A 17,937-nucleotide genomic window follows, 5' to 3' on the forward strand; every position below is an offset into this window, starting at 1 on the left:
ATACTGGCTGTTATTGTACAATCGCGTTTAAATCTGCACGACTACGGCGTTTATGCCCCAGTAAAGCATCGACATCATTGGCTTTTGGTTTAACCAAAATAAAACGAGCCATATATTCATCCCAATGAGCTAACATACGCTCACCTAAAGCACTATGGGTTTCTTGAACATGTTGTTCAATTAAACTACGCAAATACTCTTGATGGTTAGGTAAAGAATCTAATGGTAAAGCTTCAACCAACTCTTTATTGATACGTCCAGTAAAAGCACCGTCAACATTATGGACATAAGCAAAACCACCAGTCATCCCCGCACCAAAATTAATACCTGTTTTACCCAACACGCAGACCACACCGCCTGTCATGTATTCGCAACCATTATCCCCAATACCTTCGACCACAGCACTGGCACCAGAATTACGTACAGCAAAACGCTCTCCCACTCGTCCTGATGCAAATAATTTACCTCCTGTGGCACCATATAAGCAGGTGTTTCCAGCAATGGTTGCCTCTTCTGCAGCAAATGCTGTACCCACATGTGGTTTGATCACAATTTTGCCTCCAGCCATACCTTTACCAACATAATCGTTGGCGTCTCCCGTTAAGTAGAGATTCACACCTCCTGACAACCATACACCTAAACTTTGACCCGCGGTACCATTTAAATAAACATCAAAATTTTGCCCAGCTTTGCCTGTATTACCAAAAAGCTGAGCGATTTTGCCAGATAACGTTGCCCCTACTGAGCGATCGGTATTATTCACATCTAAAACAACCTTAGCACTTTTACCTGTTTGTATGGCCTGTTCAAAATCATGTACCAATGTTTGATTTAACAATCCTTGATCAAATGGTGGATTAGGCTGAGTACAATAAACAGGAAGGCCATTTGGTGAAACAGGTTTTGCCAAAATAGCTGATAAATCCAAACCTTTTTGCTTGTCTGTTTGTCCTTGGATGAGGGTTAACAACTCTGTGCGCCCTATTAAATCGGTCAATTGGGTGACACCTAAACTAGCCATTATTTCGCGTACATCTTGAGCAATAAATTGAAAATAATTCATGACCTTTTCTGGCAATCCATGAAAATGGGCATCCCTTAACGTTTGATCTTGAGTTGCCACACCAGTTGCACAATTATTTAAATGGCAAATACGTAGATATTTACAGCCTAATGCCACCATAGGCCCCGTACCAAACCCAAAGCTTTCGGCACCTAAAATAGCGGCTTTTACAATGTCTAACCCTGTTTTTAAACCACCATCAACTTGTAAGCGAATTTTATGACGCAGATTATTGGCAACCAAAGCTTGTTGAGTTTCAGCTAAACCTAACTCCCAAGGACAACCAACATTCTTAACCGAACTCATGGGGCTGGCTCCTGTTCCGCCATCGTAACCAGATATAGTGATTAAATCAGCATAAGCTTTCGCCACACCAGTTGCAATAGTGCCCACTCCTGGAGAAGAAACCAATTTAACTGAGATTAAGGCTTTTGGATTAACTTGTTTTAAATCAAAAATCAGTTGTGCCAAATCTTCAATAGAGTAAATATCATGATGTGGTGGAGGTGAAATCAATGTGGAACCAGCCACAGCGTAACGCAATTGTGCAATATAAGGAGTGACTTTATCTCCTGGTAATTGCCCACCTTCCCCAGGTTTGGCGCCTTGTGCCACTTTAATTTGAATCACATCTGCACTCATTAAATAAGCAGGCGTCACCCCAAAACGTCCTGATGCGACTTGTTTGATTCTAGATACTTTCTCTGTACCATAACGGCGTGGGTCTTCTCCTCCTTCTCCTGAGTTTGAAAAACCACCTAGTCGATTCATACCAATTGCTAAAGCTTCATGAGCTTCTGGGCTTAAAGCACCAATACTCATTGCTGCGCCATCAAAACGTTTATATAGATTTTGAGCAGGTTCTACCTGTTCAATAGCAATAGGTTTTACTTGCTCGGTATTGAGTTTCATCAAGTCGCGCAACATGCTCACTGGCCGATGATTCACTATATCCGCATAAATTTTATAATACTCATACTTACCTGAATTGACTGCTTTTTGTAATGTCTGAACCACATCAGGGTTATAAGCATGGTATTCACCATTAGGGTTATATTTTAACAAACCGCCCTGACTTAAAGGGATACGTTTTGCCCATGCTTTTTTAGCTAACTGTTGTAGATCAATGGTAAAATCCACAAAATTAGCGCCTTCAATGCGACTTCTCACTTTTGGAAAACAAATATTGGTGATTTGTTTACTTAAACCGACCACTTCAAATAATTGAGCACAACGATAAGAAGAAATGGTAGAAATGCCCATTTTGGACATAATTTTATATAAACCTTTATTGATTCCATTGCGATAATTAGCCATCACCACTCTTAACGGTTTTTTAATTGCACCATCATCAACCATTTTAGCCAAACTTTCATAGGCCAAATACGGGTAAACTGCTGTTGCACCAAAACCAATCAGTACGGCAAAATGATGTGGGTCTCGGACGCTGGCCGTTTCCACAATAATATTGGCATCACATCGTAAATTGTGATGAACCAATTGCTCTTGAATCGCACCAACAGCCATAATAGCGGGAATAGGCAAACGATCAGGAGCGATATTTCGATCTGACACAACCAAAAGCACAACCCCGTTTTGTGCAGCTTGAATAGCTTGATCTGTTAAGGCAACAATAGCTTCTTGTAAGGTACTTTTTTCTGGTGCAAATGTAGCATCTAGAACCTGATGTTTATAATGATTTTCAGGTAACCGAAGCAACTGTTGAAAATCAGAATAAACCAACACGGGGGATTTAAAATTGACCCGGTTCGACATGCCTTCTGCTTCAAAAAACACGCTCATTTCCCGCCCGATACTGGTATTTAAACTCATTACATGAGCTTCGCGTAATGGGTCAATTGGTGGGTTGGTGACTTGAGCAAACAGTTGTCTGAAATAATCGTAAATTAAGCGAGGGCGCTCTGACAATACGGCAAAAGGAGTGTCATCCCCCATTGACCCCACAGCCTCTTGTCCATTTTCGCCCAAAATCCTGATGCTTTGTTCTAACTCCTCTTGAGAATAGTCAAACTGTTTTTGGAAAGTACTTAGTTGATCATTATTGTAACTACGCTCACCTACTTCATCTTCAGGCAATAAATCAAAAGGAATAAGAGGACGAACATTTTTATCCAACCATGACCGATAAGGATGGCGTGCTTTTAACTCTCCATCAATTTGGGAAGATTGCATGATTTTACCTGTGCGAGTATCAATTACCAATAACTCACCTGGACCAACTCTGCCTTTTTCTAGCACTTCATCTGGTGCATAATCCCAAATACCCACTTCTGAAGCAATGGTCATGAGTTTGTCTTTTGTTAAAACATAACGAGCTGGTCGTAAACCATTACGGTCTAAATTACATGCAGCATAACGCCCATCACTTAACACAATACCTGCAGGGCCATCCCATGGCTCCATATGCATGGAATTAAAATCATAAAAGGCACGCAAATCTTCATCCATATCAGGATTGTGTTGCCATGCTGGTGGAATAAGTAAACGCATTGCTCTAAACAAATCCATGCCACCACTTAAAAATAATTCAAGCATATTATCCAAGGAACTTGAATCAGAACCTGTTTCGTTCACAAATGGTGCAGCGCTTTGTAAGTCTGGAATCAGTGGTGTGTGGTATTTATAAGTACGTGCTCTTGCCCATGCACGGTTACCAGAAATGGTATTGATTTCACCATTATGTGCCAAATAACGAAATGGTTGTGCTAGAGGCCAACGTGGTACGGTGTTGGTTGAAAAGCGTTGATGAAATAAACAAATCGTGCTTTCCATACGTAGGTCGGCTAAATCTAAATAAAACTTAGGTAAGTCTTTTGGCATACAAAGACCTTTATAAATAGTCACCAAATTCGATAAACTACAAACATAAAAATCTGGATGTTCTACTCGTTTTTCAATTCTTCTACGTGTGACAAATAAACGACGCTCTAAATCACGTGCACGCCAGCCTGTTGGCGCATTGATAAAAATTTGACGAATTCTGGGTAAACTGGACAAAGCAATTTCACCCAACACTTCTTCATTAACAGGTACATCACGCCATGCAGCAATGCTCAATGTCTCTTTGGTAAACTCTTCTTCAATAATGGTTTTAATATTTTGTTCTTGTGTGTCATCTTGAGGGAAAAATAACATGCCCACCGCAAAATTTTGCCCTAAACTGAACCCTTGTTCTTCTGCTACCGCACGAAAAAAACGGGTGGGCATTTGCATTAATAAACCACACCCATCGCCCGTTTTGCCATCAGATAAAATTGCCCCCCTATGCTGCATTCTGGATAAACCCAAAATAGCGGTTCTGACTACTTTATGACTGGGTTCTCCCTCAATATGGACAATCAGTCCGAATCCGCAGTTCTCCTTGATAAGATCAGGATTATAAAGCATAAGTAATAACCTTTCTGATTCAGTTCAATGCATTCTTTATAGGTAGACCATTAAAATACCCAAAAACTGGGTATTTCGTAAAGTATTTTTTATTAAAATAGAGAAAAAAATTCTAATATGAAAGTAAAAAAATATATTTTTACTTTTTTTGATTGAATATGAAAAAATATTACGTTCTTTTTAGAAATAACCAAAAGCATCATAAAAAAACATTTTAATATAAGAAATTTTTTAAAATCACCAAGAAATATATGATATAAATTAAGATTATTATAAACTTATCTATTTAAAGCATTATTCTATAGACTCTAAAACATTATTTTTCAAGTTACTTAACTGAACCACTCAAGTTCGATTATGAACAATAACGCACTTAAAACAACTTAGTAACATAGTGAAAAAATCGGTATTTCCTTTGAAAATCGGTTAAAATAGAAGATCTTTCATCAATTAAACTGATTTACTTTCATGCACATTCGTTCCACAAAAAAAAGAATAAAACAGGCTCTTTTGTTACTCATTATTGGCTTTATTTCATTTACCATCTGGGCAAATTATTCTATTGTTCATTCAAGTAAATCATTTGTTCAAAATAATATGGGTGCTTTACCACAAACACATACAGCATTGATTTTAGGCACCAGCAAAAGACTCAAAAGTGGTCATGACAATCCTTTTTTTACCTTTCGTATACAAGCAGCAGCAAAGTTATACCATGAAGGAAAAGTAAAATATTTTATTGTCAGTGGAGACAACAGTCATATCAAATACAATGAACCTAGGGATATGCAAAAAGCACTTATTGCTCAAGGGATTCCAAGTGAACATATTTTCTTAGATCATGCTGGCTTTAGAACGCTGGATTCGGTTGTTAGGGCAAAAGAAATTTTTGGGCAAAATTCTTTTATTATTGTCTCTCAAAAATTTCACAATGAACGTGCTGTATTTTTGGCCCGACAAATGGATATTCAAGCTTATGCTTATAATGCACGAGATGTCAGTAAATCACGCAGTATCAAAACATTGATCCGCGAGATATTTGCCCGAGACAAAGCGTATTGGGATTTAATATGGAGCGTCCAACCCAAATTTTTAGGCGATAAAGTCATACTACCTGATTAAATCAGTTTATTTTTAAAATAATATCGGGCAATAGGCAAAGTAATCATACCCATAATCATTAGGGGAAGCAGGTCATAACCCAATTGACTTATTGCGGCACCTTCTAAATATACTTGATGGACAAAATCAACCGCAAAACGTAGTGGATTAATTAAAGTACAATATTGTAAAAATTCTGGCATATTACGAATTGGTGTAATCAACCCTGAAAGCAATATCATAGGCATAATCAATACAAAAGCATAAAACATTGCTTGTTGCATATTTTTAGCAATTGAAGAAATGGTTAACCCTACACCTACAATAGCAATCGTAAAAATACCTAACCCCAGATAAAGGTTAATGATAGAGCCTGCCATAGGAATCTTAAACCAAAAAAGAGTGACCATCAAAATAATGCTGGCTTGAACCAAGCCAATGATAATAGGTGGAATCCCTTTACCAAACATAATCTGAGTAGAATTTAAAGGCGTGACCAATAGTTGATCAAAAGTCCCTTGTTCACGCTCTCTTGCAACAGATAAAGCACTTAAAATCAAAATCTGGAGCATGGTTAAGGTAGCTGTCATTGCGGACATAATTTGCCAACGAGTCTGAACATTGGGGTTAAACCATACACGTGACTCTATTGTAATAGCAGAAGATTGCTCTCCTATTTGTTGATTAAGCCCATCAGTAATTGAAGCAATATACCCTGCTGCGGCACTTGCCGTTGTCGTGTTTCTAGCATCTAAAATAATTTGAATAGGTGACATTTGGCCTGAGTGTAATTTTTGTTCAAAATCTACTGGAATATGAATCACCAATAATGCTTTTTGCTGATCAATAACTTCTTTCATTTGTTGTAGACTATCCAGACGTACAGCTTGATGAAAAATACCTGTGCCGTTAATATGATCAATCAATTTTCTTGAAGTATGACTTTGGCTTTGATCCAATAAAGCATAAGGCACATTATTCAAATCAAATGTTGCCGCATAACCAAAAATCAGGCTTTGAATCAACACAGGCATAAACAAAACCACTCGGCTACGAGGGTCTTTTAAAATAGATAAAAACTCTTTTCGACACAACACCAGTATATTACGAATAAAATCCATATTATTCACTTAACTTTAATAAAGTTTCTTTTTAGTAACCACTCTGGCTAATCCAACAAACACAATCGCATAAATTAATAAAACAAGAACATTTTTAATCACAATAGGCCAAACATTACCCGCTAAAAACAATGTTTTAATTAACTCCATAAAATAGGTAGCAGGCAACAACTCCCCAACAAACCGAATAATGGCAGGAGCATTGCGTAAATCAAAAATAAACCCTGACAACATCATAGAAGGTAATGTACTGAAAATAATAGCAATTTGACTAGCAAGAAATTGATTTTTTGTGACGGAAGAAATCAATAAACCAATACCAAGGCAAACAATTAAATATAATAAAGAAGAGCAAACCAAAATAATCATTGAGCCATAAATAGGTACTTCAAATAAAAACTTAGCTGCCAACAAACAAAATACCAGCCCAAATACACCCGTTAAAAAATAAGGAATAATCTTAGCCATCAATATTTCAATGGGTCTGACAGGTGTCACAAATAAGGATTCCAACGTACCTCGCTCCCACTCTTTAGCCACAACTAAAGAGGTTAAAAATGTACCCACTAAAGTAATAATCAGTACAATCAAACCGGGCACCAAATACCATGTACTGGTATTTGCAGCATTAAACCACATACGTGGCTCTATAGTAATCATGCCTTTTTGATGTGTATTTATTGTTGCTTTACTACGATCCAGTTGTTTTTGTTGCCAAATACCAATACTATTGATCACATATTGACGAATAGTATTGGCTGTATTGACATCTGTTCCTCTTAAAATTAGCTGAATCTTGCCTTTATTCTGAGCAAGATGTTCAGAAAAATGATTGGGAAAACGAATAATAGCCTCTACTTGCCGCTCTTGCATCAACTGCTTAGCTTCTTGCATAGACATAACAGTAGTGACGTTAAAGTAAGAAGATAAAGTAAAAGTACTGGCAATATCATTGGTTGTAGGAGAAGCCTCTTCCAATACCACTGCAACAGGCACATTTTTTACATCTAAAGATAATCCATTCCCAAAAATAAAAATCAATACAATGGGCAAAAATAGGCCTATAGATAAGGAACTCTTGTCTCGAAGTAATTGATACACTTCTTTTTTGATCAGTGCATACAGCCTTTGCCAAAATAAATTAAATGGCTGCATATGGCTTCTCTTCTCTTGCCTGAGTAATTATGTCAATAAAAGCCTGCTCCATAGTCATATTTTGCCCTTGTTTTGGATCAGCTTGTAATCGAATATCCATTGGTGTACCTAAAGCTAATGTTTTACCTGCATCCTGAATCATCACTCGATCACAATACTCTGCCTCTTCCATAAAATGGGTAGTAATGATGATAGTGGTACCTTGATCAGCTAAAGCAGCAATTTGCCGCCAAAACGTTCTTCTGGCCATGGTATCTGCACCACTGGTAGGTTCATCCAAAAATAAAATTTCTGGCTGATGTAATAAAGCAGTTGCCATAGACATTCGCTGCTTGAAACCACCTGGAATTTGCTCGCAGGGAACTGTTAAGAACTCTTTTAAGTGAAACTCTTCTAACACTTCATCAATGCGCTTATTTAATTGTTTACCATATAAACCATAAACATTACCAAAAAAGGTTAAGTTCTCATGAACAGTCAATGTGCCATAAAGAGAAAATTTTTGTGCCACATACCCAATCTTTTTACGCGCACTATCTCGTGCAGTACGTAAATTAACCCCAGCTACTTCTAAAAAACCTTCGCTTGCAGGTAACAAGCCACAAAGCATACGAAATGTAGTGGTTTTCCCTGCCCCATTTGGCCCAAGCAATCCAAATATTTCCCCGCGTTTCACATCAAAGGATGTTTTATTAACGGCAATAAAATCACCGAAGGTACGTAATAAATTTTTAACTTGGATAATAGGTAATTCTTTGTTATTACATTGAATAGCATTTGAATGTGGCTGATAACCAAAAGTCCTCCTATTCACCTGATTTTGCTCAGAAAGCAAGACCATAAACCCATCTTCTAAAGTGGGAGAAACAACCTCAGATTGGGTTTCTAATAAAATAGGCGTCAGCACTTCTTGCTTAATATTTTCTTGAAAGATTGTGTGTACTTTGCCCCCACGTGGCACAGAATCCACTATACAATCAGTTTGATCAAACAATTGTGTTTGTAATGTGCGAATATTACCTTCTTTTTTAAAAGCAATATCAAAACAGCGGCCCTGCGCCAATTGAGCGATGTTCTCTGGCTTATCTTGAGCCAGAATTTTGCCCTGATTGAGCACACAAACTTGAGTACAACGTGCGGCTTCATCTAAATAGGTCGTACTAAGCACAACAGATAAATGCTCTTGATCCACCAATTGTTGAATAATTTCCCATAATTCCAACCTTGATAAAGGGTCTACACCAACAGAAGGCTCATCCAATAACAATAATTCGGGTGAACGAACCAGCGTGCAAGCAACCCCAAGTTTTTGTTTCATACCCCCAGAGAGTTTGCCAGCAGGCCTTTGAATAAAATCACTTAAACCTGTTATTCGCATAAGCTGCTCAAAACGTTCTTGTTGTTGATCTTTGGTCACACCATGTAAATGAGCATATAACTCAAAATTTTCCAATATACTCAAATCTTCATATAAACCAAATCGTTGAGGCATGTAGCTGATTTTATTTTGTATTTGCTGAGCATTTTTTACTGAATCTAAACCCAGTACTGTTAAGGAACCATTATTTGGTGCAATAAGACCACAAACCATACGCATCAAGGTAGTTTTTCCTGCCCCGTCTGGGCCTGCCAATGCTGTGATACAACCTGAAGGAAATGAAAAAGATAAGTTATCTAAAGCAATGACACGTGACTTTGCTTTTTTATTATCAAAATAACGAGTTAAGTTTTTTGCTTCTATAATATTGTTTGAGCTCATCAATCATAACTCTTCATGTTATTTAGCCATATTAACGCTGATTTTTACCGTTGCGGGCATGCCTAAACGTAAGACATCCTGTTTGTCTTCAACATAAACTCTGACTTCATAGACCAAACTGGTTCTTAACTCTTCAGTTTGTACATTTTTGGGTGTAAATTCAGCAACCGAAGCAATATAACCAATTTTTCCTTGAATTGCCTGATTGGGTTGGCTATCAATAAAGACTTGAACATTCATCCCTTGCTGAACTTTACCTAGCTCAACTTCATTAATATACGCTTTGATCCATTTAGGTGAGTTAATGGCTAGGGTATATACTGGATTTTGAGAAGAAACCATATCACCAACTTCAACCAAACGCGCACGAACCACAGCATCAATGGGAGACTTTAACTGACTTTCTTTTAATTTATATTCCATTAATGCTAACGAAGCTTCTACACTTTGCAAATTTGCTTGTGCCTGAGCGATGTCTTCCTGACGAGGGCCAATTTCTAATAAGGCCAAAGCTTTTTTCTGAGTATTAAGGTTTGCAACTGCTTTTTTCTTATTGGCTCGTTGTGTATCAACTTCTTGCTGACTCACTGCACCAGTAGCTTGCTCATTAATGGCTTCTATTCTATTTAACTGTTTACCTACTCGTTCTACTTCTGCTTGAGCTTCCGCTACTGCCGCACGTCCTTGCGCAATCTCTTCTGGACGAGAGCCATTTTTCAACCGTAAATAGGCTTGTTTTTGACTTTCAATTTGTGCTTTAGTCTGATTTATGGTGAGTTCTAATTCTTCTGTATCTAGCTGCCCTAAAATATCTCCTTTTTTAACGATATCTCCCTCTTGAACCTGTAAATGAACAATCCTACCTGTACTGTTAAAAGCAAGTGATGTTTGGCGAATATCAACATTACCATATAAGGTAATTTCATTAGAAGGAACAGAGTGACCCCTATAAAAATGTGTTGTTACCGTAATCACAACAAGAATCAAAAAAACAATCAAAATAATCTTTTTATTTTGAACCAGTATATTTTTCATATTCAGATAAATTCAGATGGTTAACTTATTTTTATTCTAGCATAGATAAAATTTAAATTTCAATTCAAATTCAAATTTTAATTTGAACAAAATTACAGATATAATATAATATGAAATTATTATGTATAACTAACTTAAAATGAAGATACAAAAGACCATACGTTCAGACGGAGCTGTGACAAAGGAACTGATATTAGAAGTTGCTGGCAGGTTATTTGCCGAAAAAGGCTTTAATGGTACAACAAGCAAAGAAATTTGTACCCTTGCCCATGCTAATCAAGCAGCGGTTAATTATCATTTTGGTGGAAAAATTGAACTTTATCAAGCAGTGCTTATTCAAGCACACAGTAATCTATTAAGTATTGATTTTTTATTACGCATCCAAAATCAAACCATCAGTGCAGAAAAAAAATTAGATTTAATTATCGAACAATTAACTGCTAATGTGTTAAATAATGAATGGCATATTAAAATATTTATACGCGAAATTTTTTCCCCTACACCTCATTTTGAACAAGCAATGTCACAAGTAGTCAATAAAGAAGTGTTACCGAAAATGAATATCGTCAAACAAATTATTGGCGACAGAATTAACTTACCTGCTGATAATCCTACTGTATCACGTTGTTTATTTAGTATTGGCGCACCATTTATTGTGATGCTTGTTGCCAGAAAAGACATACTCAATGGTATCTTTAAAGGAGTTGCCCCTAAACAATCTTGTGAGGAACTCGCAACTTACTTTAAGTTGTTTGTACAAGGTGGGCTTGAACAAGTAAGTAATAAAATAACCGACTCAATAGAATAAATTAATCTGTTTTTACAAACTATTCATTTTAGTCACTAACTCTTCTACTCTATCAGGGTCTTCTGTACGAAATACTTTGACACTAATTGGTTCAATATCAATCAGTTTGGTTTCGCAAATACGTTGTTTAATCGCCAATAAATTAGCAGGATGCATGGAAAAACGGCGTAAACCCATTGCCAATAATAAGCGAGTTAATTTAATATCCCCTGCCATCTCACCACAAATGGCCACAGGCTTTTCCAGCTTATTTGCAGATTTAATGATATGACTAACCAGTTTTAAAATAGCAGGATGAGTAGATTGGTAAAGGTGTGCTACCGCAGTATTGGCTCTATCTACAGCTAAGGTATACTGAATTAAATCATTCGTGCCAATAGAAATAAAATCTACTTTCTTTAAAATACTGGTCACGGTTAAAGCAGCAGAAGGGATTTCAATCATGGTACCAATTTTGATTTTTACATTAAAAGGGATTTTTTCTTCTTTTAATTGATCCTTCACTATTTCAAGATGGCTCAATGCCTGATTCAACTCAACAATAGAAGAGATCATTGGAAACATAATTTGTATGTCACCATGTACACTGGCTCTGAGTAATGCTCGAAGCTGTGTTCGAAACAAAATTGGCTCAGCTAAACATAGTCGAATACCCGTCAACCCCAAAGCAGGATTTAAACCCTGATCATGATGAAACCAACGAGGGTTTTTATCTACCCCTAAATCAATGGTTCTAACCGTAAGCTGTTTGGTTTTTAAGGACTTAATTGTTTGTGTATAAACCTGGTATTGTTCTTCTTCGGTAGGAAATGTGTCTCTATTTAAAAATAAAAACTCACTTCTAAACAACCCCACACCATCTGCACCCGTTTTTAGTACATCTTCTATATCATCAGGTGATTCAATATTGGCCAACAGATCAACAGGAATACCCTCTAATGTTTGTGCCGCAACTTTTTTAATTTTTTCTAATTTTTTTAAACCTGCCTTATACTCACGCGCTCTTTGCCGATATTCAGTTAAAACAATATCATCTGGTTGAACAATCACCACACCATCAATACCATCAATAATCAGCCAATCGTCTTCACGAATCAAATCTCGCCCATTATTTAATGCAATAACAGAAGGTAAGTCGAGGCTTTTTCCTAAAATAGCAGTGTGGCTGGTTAAACCGCCTACATCAGTTGTGAATGCAGCAATACGATTGTCTTTAAAATATACCATGTCAGCAGGAGATAAATCATGTGCAACCAAAATAGTTTCATCAAATAAATCAACTGACATCCCTACTTCTGGGTTTTGCCCCGCCAGATTTTTAAAAATCCGCTCAACAACCTGTAACATATCCTGCTTACGTTCGCGTAAATACTCGTCTTCAATATCATCAAATTGTTGAGACAAGTTTTCTACTTGTATTTTTAATGCCCATTCGGCATTACAATGCTCTTCTTCAATTAAGTCAATTGGCTCTCGCGATATGGTGACATCGGTTAAAAGCATTAAATGCAATGAGATGAATGCCCCTAATTCAGTCGGCGCATTTTCTGGGATGCTGATACGCAATTTTTCTAATTGTTTGCGTGTCAGTTTTATGGCTTCTTCAAACCGTTTGATTTCTTGTTCTATTGCATCGTCTTCTAACTGTAAATGAACCACATCATCCATGCTTTGGCGCACAAGATGTGCCCTACCAATGGCAATGCCCCCACCAACTGAAAACCCTTGTAGAACAAGACTCATATTATTTACTCATCTTCATCAAATCTATTATTGATTAATTCAATTAACGCAACATTCGCATCTTGTTCATCTTCACCAGACACTTCTAATTCAATTGTTGCACCTTTACCTGCTGCCAACATCATCAGCCCCATAATACTTTTACCATTAACCCTACGCCCATTACGGCTTACCCAAATTTCACTTTTAAAATGGCTGGCAATTTGGGTAAATTTGCTGGAAGCTCTGGCATGTAAGCCTAATTTATTAATAATTTCTATGTTTTGTTTAATCATATTGTTCTACATTATCTATGGTTATATTAATAATACTTTCATGAGCAGCATTTTGCGCGCTCAATAATAATTCATTTAAATTTTCTGTTTGCCGACCAAAATTAATTGCGCGAACAATCATAGCTGCATTTGCACCAGTTAATAATGCGGTCTTTTCATCAGTAATCAGTGTTCTGGCAATATTATAAGGAGACGCGCCAAAAATATCATTCAAAACAAGAACACCATGGCCAAAATCAATTTCATCCCGCATTTTTTTGGCTTTGATCTTTAAAGCATCAATATCATCGACTGTATGCACGCTGAGATGACGAACATGTTGGGTACCTTCACCAAAAAAATGACAAGAAAGCTCTTCACATGCAATCCCAAACGTTTCATGGGTAATAATAAATATACCAATCATCTTTAAACAACTTTACCTTATTATCAAATAGTGTTCACATTGAACCATTGAAACTCTTGAGCCAATGCCGCTACATTTCCCACAATAATCAATACTGGAGAAACCATTTGTGTTTTTACTAAATCCTGCTCTAATTGTGCCAGTGTACTGACCAATACTTGTTGATTTGTACAAGTAGCACGGCTAATTACAGCACATGGTGTTTGAACTGGCATATGGTGTGTAATTAAACCTTGTGCCAGTTCAGTTGCAGATGATAACCCCATATAGATCACTAATGTTTGGTTTTGTTTAGATAAGTATGAAAAATCTAAATTCAAGTGACTATTTTTTTCATGCGCGCTAATAAACAAAATACTCTGGCTCATATTTGAATCAGTTAAAGGAACACCAGCATAAGCTGCAGCACCATTAGCAGCTGATATCCCCGGTACAATTTCAAAAGGAATATGTGCCTGTGTTAATGCTTTTAGCTCTTCAGTTAAGCGTCCAAAAATAGCAGGATCTCCCCCTTTTAAACGAACAACTTTCTTCCCTTCTTGTGCCAACTGCACCATCATTTGGTTTATTTGTTCTTGTGAATAAACAGTTTGAGTCTTTATTTTTGCCACGCTGATTCTTTGAGCATCTCGTCTGACTAAAGACAATACTTCATCGGAAACTAAATGATCATATAAAACAATATCCGCACTTTGCATCAATTGTAATGCTCTTAATGTCAATAAATCAGGATGCCCTGGCCCAGCCCCCACAATAAACACCATTCCAATTGATTTTTTTTGTTTATTCTGTAAAGCGCTTTCTAACTGCTCCTGTGCTTTTTCCTCTTGCCCACCTAAAACCAATTGAGCAATTTGTCCCGTTAGCACAGATTCCCAAAAAGTTCTTCTTTCATTTTGTGCGCAATGGTCTTTGACCAAGCTTCGGTTTTTTTGAGCAAACTGTGCCAACAAGCCCAGCTGTGCCGAAAATAAACTTTCAATTTTTAATCGAATCAAGCGAGCCAATGTTGGCGAGGTTGCTGAAGAGCTAATGGCAATTTGAATAGGGCTTCTATCAACAATCGCGGGAACCACTGCCGTACTGTCCTCAATGGAATCAACCGCATTAACCCATATATTACACTGCGTTGCTCGTTGACTTACCTGATGATTCACAGCAGGCTCATCAGTAGCAGTAATCACTAATTTGGTTGATTGAATCTGGATATCTGTGTCTTCAAAAACTTTATTCAAATACCGAATTTTATTTTGGCTTAACAGTGTTTGCAATGATGGATCAAGCTCAGGAGACAATACCAATACATCTGCACCAGCTTGCAATAATAATTCCACTTTACGAAAAGCAATTTTCCCTCCACCCACCACCAACACAGGTGCTTTTTTTAAATTTAAAAAAAGAGGAAAATAATTCATTATTCGGGAAAAAATATATTAGGGTATTGATATAGATACTTAAATATAAAAGTATCCCTTTGTGCGGCATCCTGTTCGTAATCGATATTACCTTTTACTGAAACATAAGCGATCAATGCTTTTTCTTTATCATAACGAGCGGTATTTTTATCACAATAACGCAAGGCCTTTTGTATCGCTTTTGCTTCTGTTTTTAATCCAATAACTGTGTAATGCCTGATGACTTCATTTACATAAGTCAAATCACGTTGATTCTCTTCAAACAATAACCAACCACGAAATGCAGCATTATCTTCCCATTGAAGCAAATAATAAGCGATTCTAAAACCCAGAGGTAAGGCGTTAATTTCATCTAAACTTAACGCTTCTTCCTCTAACACCTCACCTAAAGCCAATAAAAATGCAGACAACAGCTCTTCATCTTCAATTTCAGCGGGAACCTGTGGTAAAGGTTCTTTAGAAAAATAGGCAAACTCATCAAACGGGTACTGAATAACCTGTTCCATAAGTTGCCATGCTTTTTCACTAAAATCGGCTTGAGTTTTGCCTTCGGCAAGCATGAGTTCCTGAAAAGTCACGTATTCTTGTACGTAAACTTTTGCATGTTTAATGCGGTACTCTATTTTGTCTCTAGCTGTCTGCAGAAGCTGTTCATAAAGCCTCATAAGATGACTTCCTGTTTTATTTTAATGCATAAATTGCGGGTAAATTCCGCCATGCTCCACGCACATCCATACCAAAACCAAACACATAACGATTGGGTAAATCCAAACCAACAAAATCAGCTTGCATGGGTTTAGGCTTATCAATTAATTTATTGGTAAAAACAGCACAATGGCAAGACTTCGCCCCTAACTGCATGACTTTATCTTTAATTGCAGCCATTGTATGACCTTCATCTAAGATATCATCCAAGATCAATACGGATCTATTTTCTACTGCTTCTTGTGGCGCTCGAGACCAGTTAAACTCGCCTCCTGCTAATTTATCACCATAACGCGAAACATGAACGTAATCAAAATCCAGAGGGAACAATAATCTAGGCAGCAATTGACCTGTAAATACAACAGCTCCCCCCATTACAGATAAGATTAAAGGGTATTCATTACCTAATACTTCTGTGATCTCTTCGGCCATTTTATCGAGTGCTTGTTGGCAAGCTGCCTCATCAAATAACAAATCTGCACCGTTTAAAATTCCCTGAGTTTCACTAACACTTGGCATCATTTACAACTTTCTCAACTTTATAATGAATTGATAAACAGTTAAAGGCAACATGATTTATGTTGCCTTTAACAAAAAAATATTAATTTTCTTGACCCAATACAATGCGTAACATTCTACGTAATGGCTCTGCAGCACCCCACAACAATTGGTCACCTACTGTAAAAGCAGTAATATATTCTGGACCCATACTCATTTTACGAATACGTCCTACAGGTACACTTAAAGTGCCCGTTACTTTTGCAGGTGTTAACTCCTGAATGCTTTGTTCTTTTGTATTAGGTACAACTTTTACCCAATCATTAGCCTGTGCCAATAACGCTTCAATTTCAGCAACTGGTAAATCTTTTTTCAATTTAATGGTCAAAGCCTGACTATGACAACGCATCGCACCAATACGCACACATAACCCATCAATTGGAATAGGCTGCTCGGTTAAACCAAGAATTTTATTGGTCTCTGCTGGGCCTTTCCACTCTTCTTTTGATTGTCCATTGCCTAAGTCACTATCAATCCATGGAATCAAACTACCAGCCAAAGGTACACCAAAATTGGCTTTAGGAAATTGTTCACTTCGTAAAAAATCGGAAACTTTTCGATCTATATCTAAAATAGCACTGGCAGGATTAGCCAATTCATCTTTTACCTGTGTGCAAATAGCACCCATTCCAGCAATTAATTCACGCATATTTTGCGCACCTGCACCTGATGCAGCTTGGTAAGTCATGCTATTTGCCCATTCAACCAAATTATTTTGAAATAGGCCACCCAATGCCATTAACATGAGTGATACTGTACAATTACCACCTACATAGTTTTTAATGCCTTTTTCTAATCCCTGATTAATCACATTTCGATTGACAGGATCCAATACAATAATGGTGTCATCTTCCATTCTTAAAGCAGAAGCAGCATCAATCCAATAGCCTTGCCATCCTTTAGCACGCAAAGGTTTAAAAACAGATTTGGTATAATCTCCACCTTGGCAAGTCACGATAATATCCATTTGCGCCAATTCATTTAAGTCGTTGGCATCTTTAAGCTTAGTGGTTTTATTGTTTACCGTTGGTGCGTCACCTCCTACATTTGAGGTGGTAAAAAATACTGGCTCAGTAATGAATTGAAAATCATTTTCTTCCTGCATTCTTTGCATAAGCACTGAACCAACCATGCCACGCCAACCAACAAAACCTACTTTCATTTAGTATCTCCTAAACATTTTTGCTTACGGTAAAAAATAGACATTAAAATGTGATGAAATCAAATTCTATCACCCTTCTTGAACAAGTTTAATAAAAACCGGATATTTCTGCATGCTTATTTTCAATGATTACCTAGAATTTTATATAACCCAAGATGGCAATTAAGCGCAAAAATAAATAATAATAGATAAAAAATATTTCAAAACAATTATTTTAGCTTAA

14 protein-coding genes are annotated in these 17,937 nt (G+C 37.0%); 2 read left to right on the forward strand and 12 right to left on the reverse strand.

From position 1 onward, the window contains the following. Positions 1-10: 10 nt before the first annotated feature. Positions 11-4,471: a glutamate synthase large subunit gene (gene gltB, locus AADH04_RS00905; RefSeq protein ID WP_434778377.1), complete on the reverse strand. Its 4,461-nt coding sequence runs from the start codon at positions 4,469-4,471 to the stop codon at positions 11-13. A 468-nt stretch (positions 4,472-4,939) separates the two neighbouring features. On the opposite strand from gltB, the gene AADH04_RS00910 reads away from it, so the two are divergent. After that, complete coding sequence (locus AADH04_RS00910; RefSeq protein WP_434778378.1) at positions 4,940-5,593, forward strand: SanA/YdcF family protein; 654 nt, start codon at positions 4,940-4,942, stop codon at positions 5,591-5,593. On the opposite strand, the gene AADH04_RS00915 is transcribed toward AADH04_RS00910, so the two are convergent. The 4 genes from AADH04_RS00915 to AADH04_RS00930 are packed head-to-tail and all read right to left on the reverse strand — an operon-like array spanning position 5,590 to position 10,642. Further along, a complete protein-coding gene (locus AADH04_RS00915; protein WP_434778379.1) occupies positions 5,590-6,693 on the reverse strand; it encodes an ABC transporter permease in 1,104 nt (367 codons plus the stop codon). The genes AADH04_RS00910 and AADH04_RS00915 overlap by 4 nt on opposite strands. Positions 6,694-6,708: 15 nt before the next feature. Then, entirely contained in the window at positions 6,709-7,848 is a 1,140-nt protein-coding gene (locus AADH04_RS00920; RefSeq protein ID WP_434778380.1) for an ABC transporter permease, read from the reverse strand. Continuing rightward, positions 7,835-9,607, reverse strand: coding sequence for an ATP-binding cassette domain-containing protein (locus tag AADH04_RS00925; protein WP_434778381.1), 1,773 nt, complete (start codon positions 9,605-9,607; stop codon positions 7,835-7,837). Before AADH04_RS00925 ends, AADH04_RS00920 begins: the two co-directional genes overlap by 14 nt. 18 nt (positions 9,608-9,625) lie before the next feature. Further along, a complete protein-coding gene (locus AADH04_RS00930) occupies positions 9,626-10,642 on the reverse strand; it encodes an HlyD family efflux transporter periplasmic adaptor subunit (RefSeq protein WP_434778382.1) in 1,017 nt (338 codons plus the stop codon). Positions 10,643-10,781: 139 nt separating this feature from the next. Here AADH04_RS00930 and AADH04_RS00935 point away from each other — a divergent pair, with 139 nt between their 5' ends. Then, positions 10,782-11,450 (forward strand): TetR/AcrR family transcriptional regulator, encoded by a 669-nt coding sequence (locus tag AADH04_RS00935; RefSeq protein WP_434778383.1) that lies wholly within the window; start codon positions 10,782-10,784, stop codon positions 11,448-11,450. 12 nt (positions 11,451-11,462) lie between these two features. On the opposite strand, the gene ptsP is transcribed toward AADH04_RS00935, so the two are convergent. The 7 genes from ptsP to asd form a co-directional block, all read right to left on the reverse strand. Next, entirely contained in the window at positions 11,463-13,193 is a 1,731-nt protein-coding gene (gene ptsP / locus AADH04_RS00940; protein ID WP_434778384.1) for a phosphoenolpyruvate--protein phosphotransferase, read from the reverse strand. Positions 13,194-13,198: 5 nt separating this feature from the next. Further along, positions 13,199-13,468, reverse strand: a complete 270-nt coding sequence (locus AADH04_RS00945) for an HPr family phosphocarrier protein (protein ID WP_434778385.1) — start codon at positions 13,466-13,468, stop codon at positions 13,199-13,201. Next, positions 13,461-13,874, reverse strand: a complete 414-nt coding sequence (locus tag AADH04_RS00950; protein WP_434778386.1) for a PTS sugar transporter subunit IIA — start codon at positions 13,872-13,874, stop codon at positions 13,461-13,463. Before AADH04_RS00950 ends, AADH04_RS00945 begins: the two co-directional genes overlap by 8 nt. Positions 13,875-13,897: 23 nt before the next feature. After that, complete coding sequence (cysG, locus tag AADH04_RS00955; RefSeq protein ID WP_434778387.1) at positions 13,898-15,289, reverse strand: siroheme synthase CysG; 1,392 nt, start codon at positions 15,287-15,289, stop codon at positions 13,898-13,900. Then, positions 15,289-15,954 (reverse strand): hypothetical protein, encoded by a 666-nt coding sequence (locus AADH04_RS00960; protein WP_434778388.1) that lies wholly within the window; start codon positions 15,952-15,954, stop codon positions 15,289-15,291. The genes cysG and AADH04_RS00960 overlap by 1 nt, the downstream gene beginning before the upstream one ends. Positions 15,955-15,970: 16 nt before the next feature. Next, a complete protein-coding gene (locus AADH04_RS00965) occupies positions 15,971-16,513 on the reverse strand; it encodes a hypoxanthine-guanine phosphoribosyltransferase (RefSeq protein ID WP_434779769.1) in 543 nt (180 codons plus the stop codon). An 82-nt stretch (positions 16,514-16,595) separates the two neighbouring features. After that, a complete protein-coding gene (asd, locus tag AADH04_RS00970; RefSeq protein ID WP_434778389.1) occupies positions 16,596-17,714 on the reverse strand; it encodes an aspartate-semialdehyde dehydrogenase in 1,119 nt (372 codons plus the stop codon). Positions 17,715-17,937: the final 223 nt, after the last annotated feature.

It is taken from the genome of Neisseria sp. Ec49-e6-T10 (assembly GCF_051132615.1).
Taxonomy (GTDB): domain Bacteria; phylum Pseudomonadota; class Gammaproteobacteria; order Burkholderiales; family Neisseriaceae.

Coding starts and splice junctions, on each gene's coding strand:
- cysG (WP_434778387.1), bottom strand. CDS start 15,289: ATGAATTATTTTCCTCTTTTTTTAAATTTAAAAAAAGCACCTGTGTTG.
- AADH04_RS00915 (WP_434778379.1), bottom strand. CDS start 6,693: ATGGATTTTATTCGTAATATACTGGTGTTGTGTCGAAAAGAGTTTTTA.
- AADH04_RS00945 (WP_434778385.1), bottom strand. CDS start 13,468: ATGATTAAACAAAACATAGAAATTATTAATAAATTAGGCTTACATGCC.
- AADH04_RS00925 (WP_434778381.1), bottom strand. CDS start 9,607: ATGAGCTCAAACAATATTATAGAAGCAAAAAACTTAACTCGTTATTTT.
- gltB (WP_434778377.1), bottom strand. CDS start 4,471: ATGCTTTATAATCCTGATCTTATCAAGGAGAACTGCGGATTCGGACTG.
- AADH04_RS00950 (WP_434778386.1), bottom strand. CDS start 13,874: ATGATTGGTATATTTATTATTACCCATGAAACGTTTGGGATTGCATGT.
- AADH04_RS00965 (WP_434779769.1), bottom strand. CDS start 16,513: ATGCCAAGTGTTAGTGAAACTCAGGGAATTTTAAACGGTGCAGATTTG.
- AADH04_RS00920 (WP_434778380.1), bottom strand. CDS start 7,848: ATGCAGCCATTTAATTTATTTTGGCAAAGGCTGTATGCACTGATCAAA.
- ptsP (WP_434778384.1), bottom strand. CDS start 13,193: ATGAGTCTTGTTCTACAAGGGTTTTCAGTTGGTGGGGGCATTGCCATT.
- AADH04_RS00910 (WP_434778378.1), top strand. CDS start 4,940: ATGCACATTCGTTCCACAAAAAAAAGAATAAAACAGGCTCTTTTGTTA.
- asd (WP_434778389.1), bottom strand. CDS start 17,714: ATGAAAGTAGGTTTTGTTGGTTGGCGTGGCATGGTTGGTTCAGTGCTT.
- AADH04_RS00935 (WP_434778383.1), top strand. CDS start 10,782: ATGAAGATACAAAAGACCATACGTTCAGACGGAGCTGTGACAAAGGAA.
- AADH04_RS00960 (WP_434778388.1), bottom strand. CDS start 15,954: ATGAGGCTTTATGAACAGCTTCTGCAGACAGCTAGAGACAAAATAGAG.
- AADH04_RS00930 (WP_434778382.1), bottom strand. CDS start 10,642: ATGAAAAATATACTGGTTCAAAATAAAAAGATTATTTTGATTGTTTTT.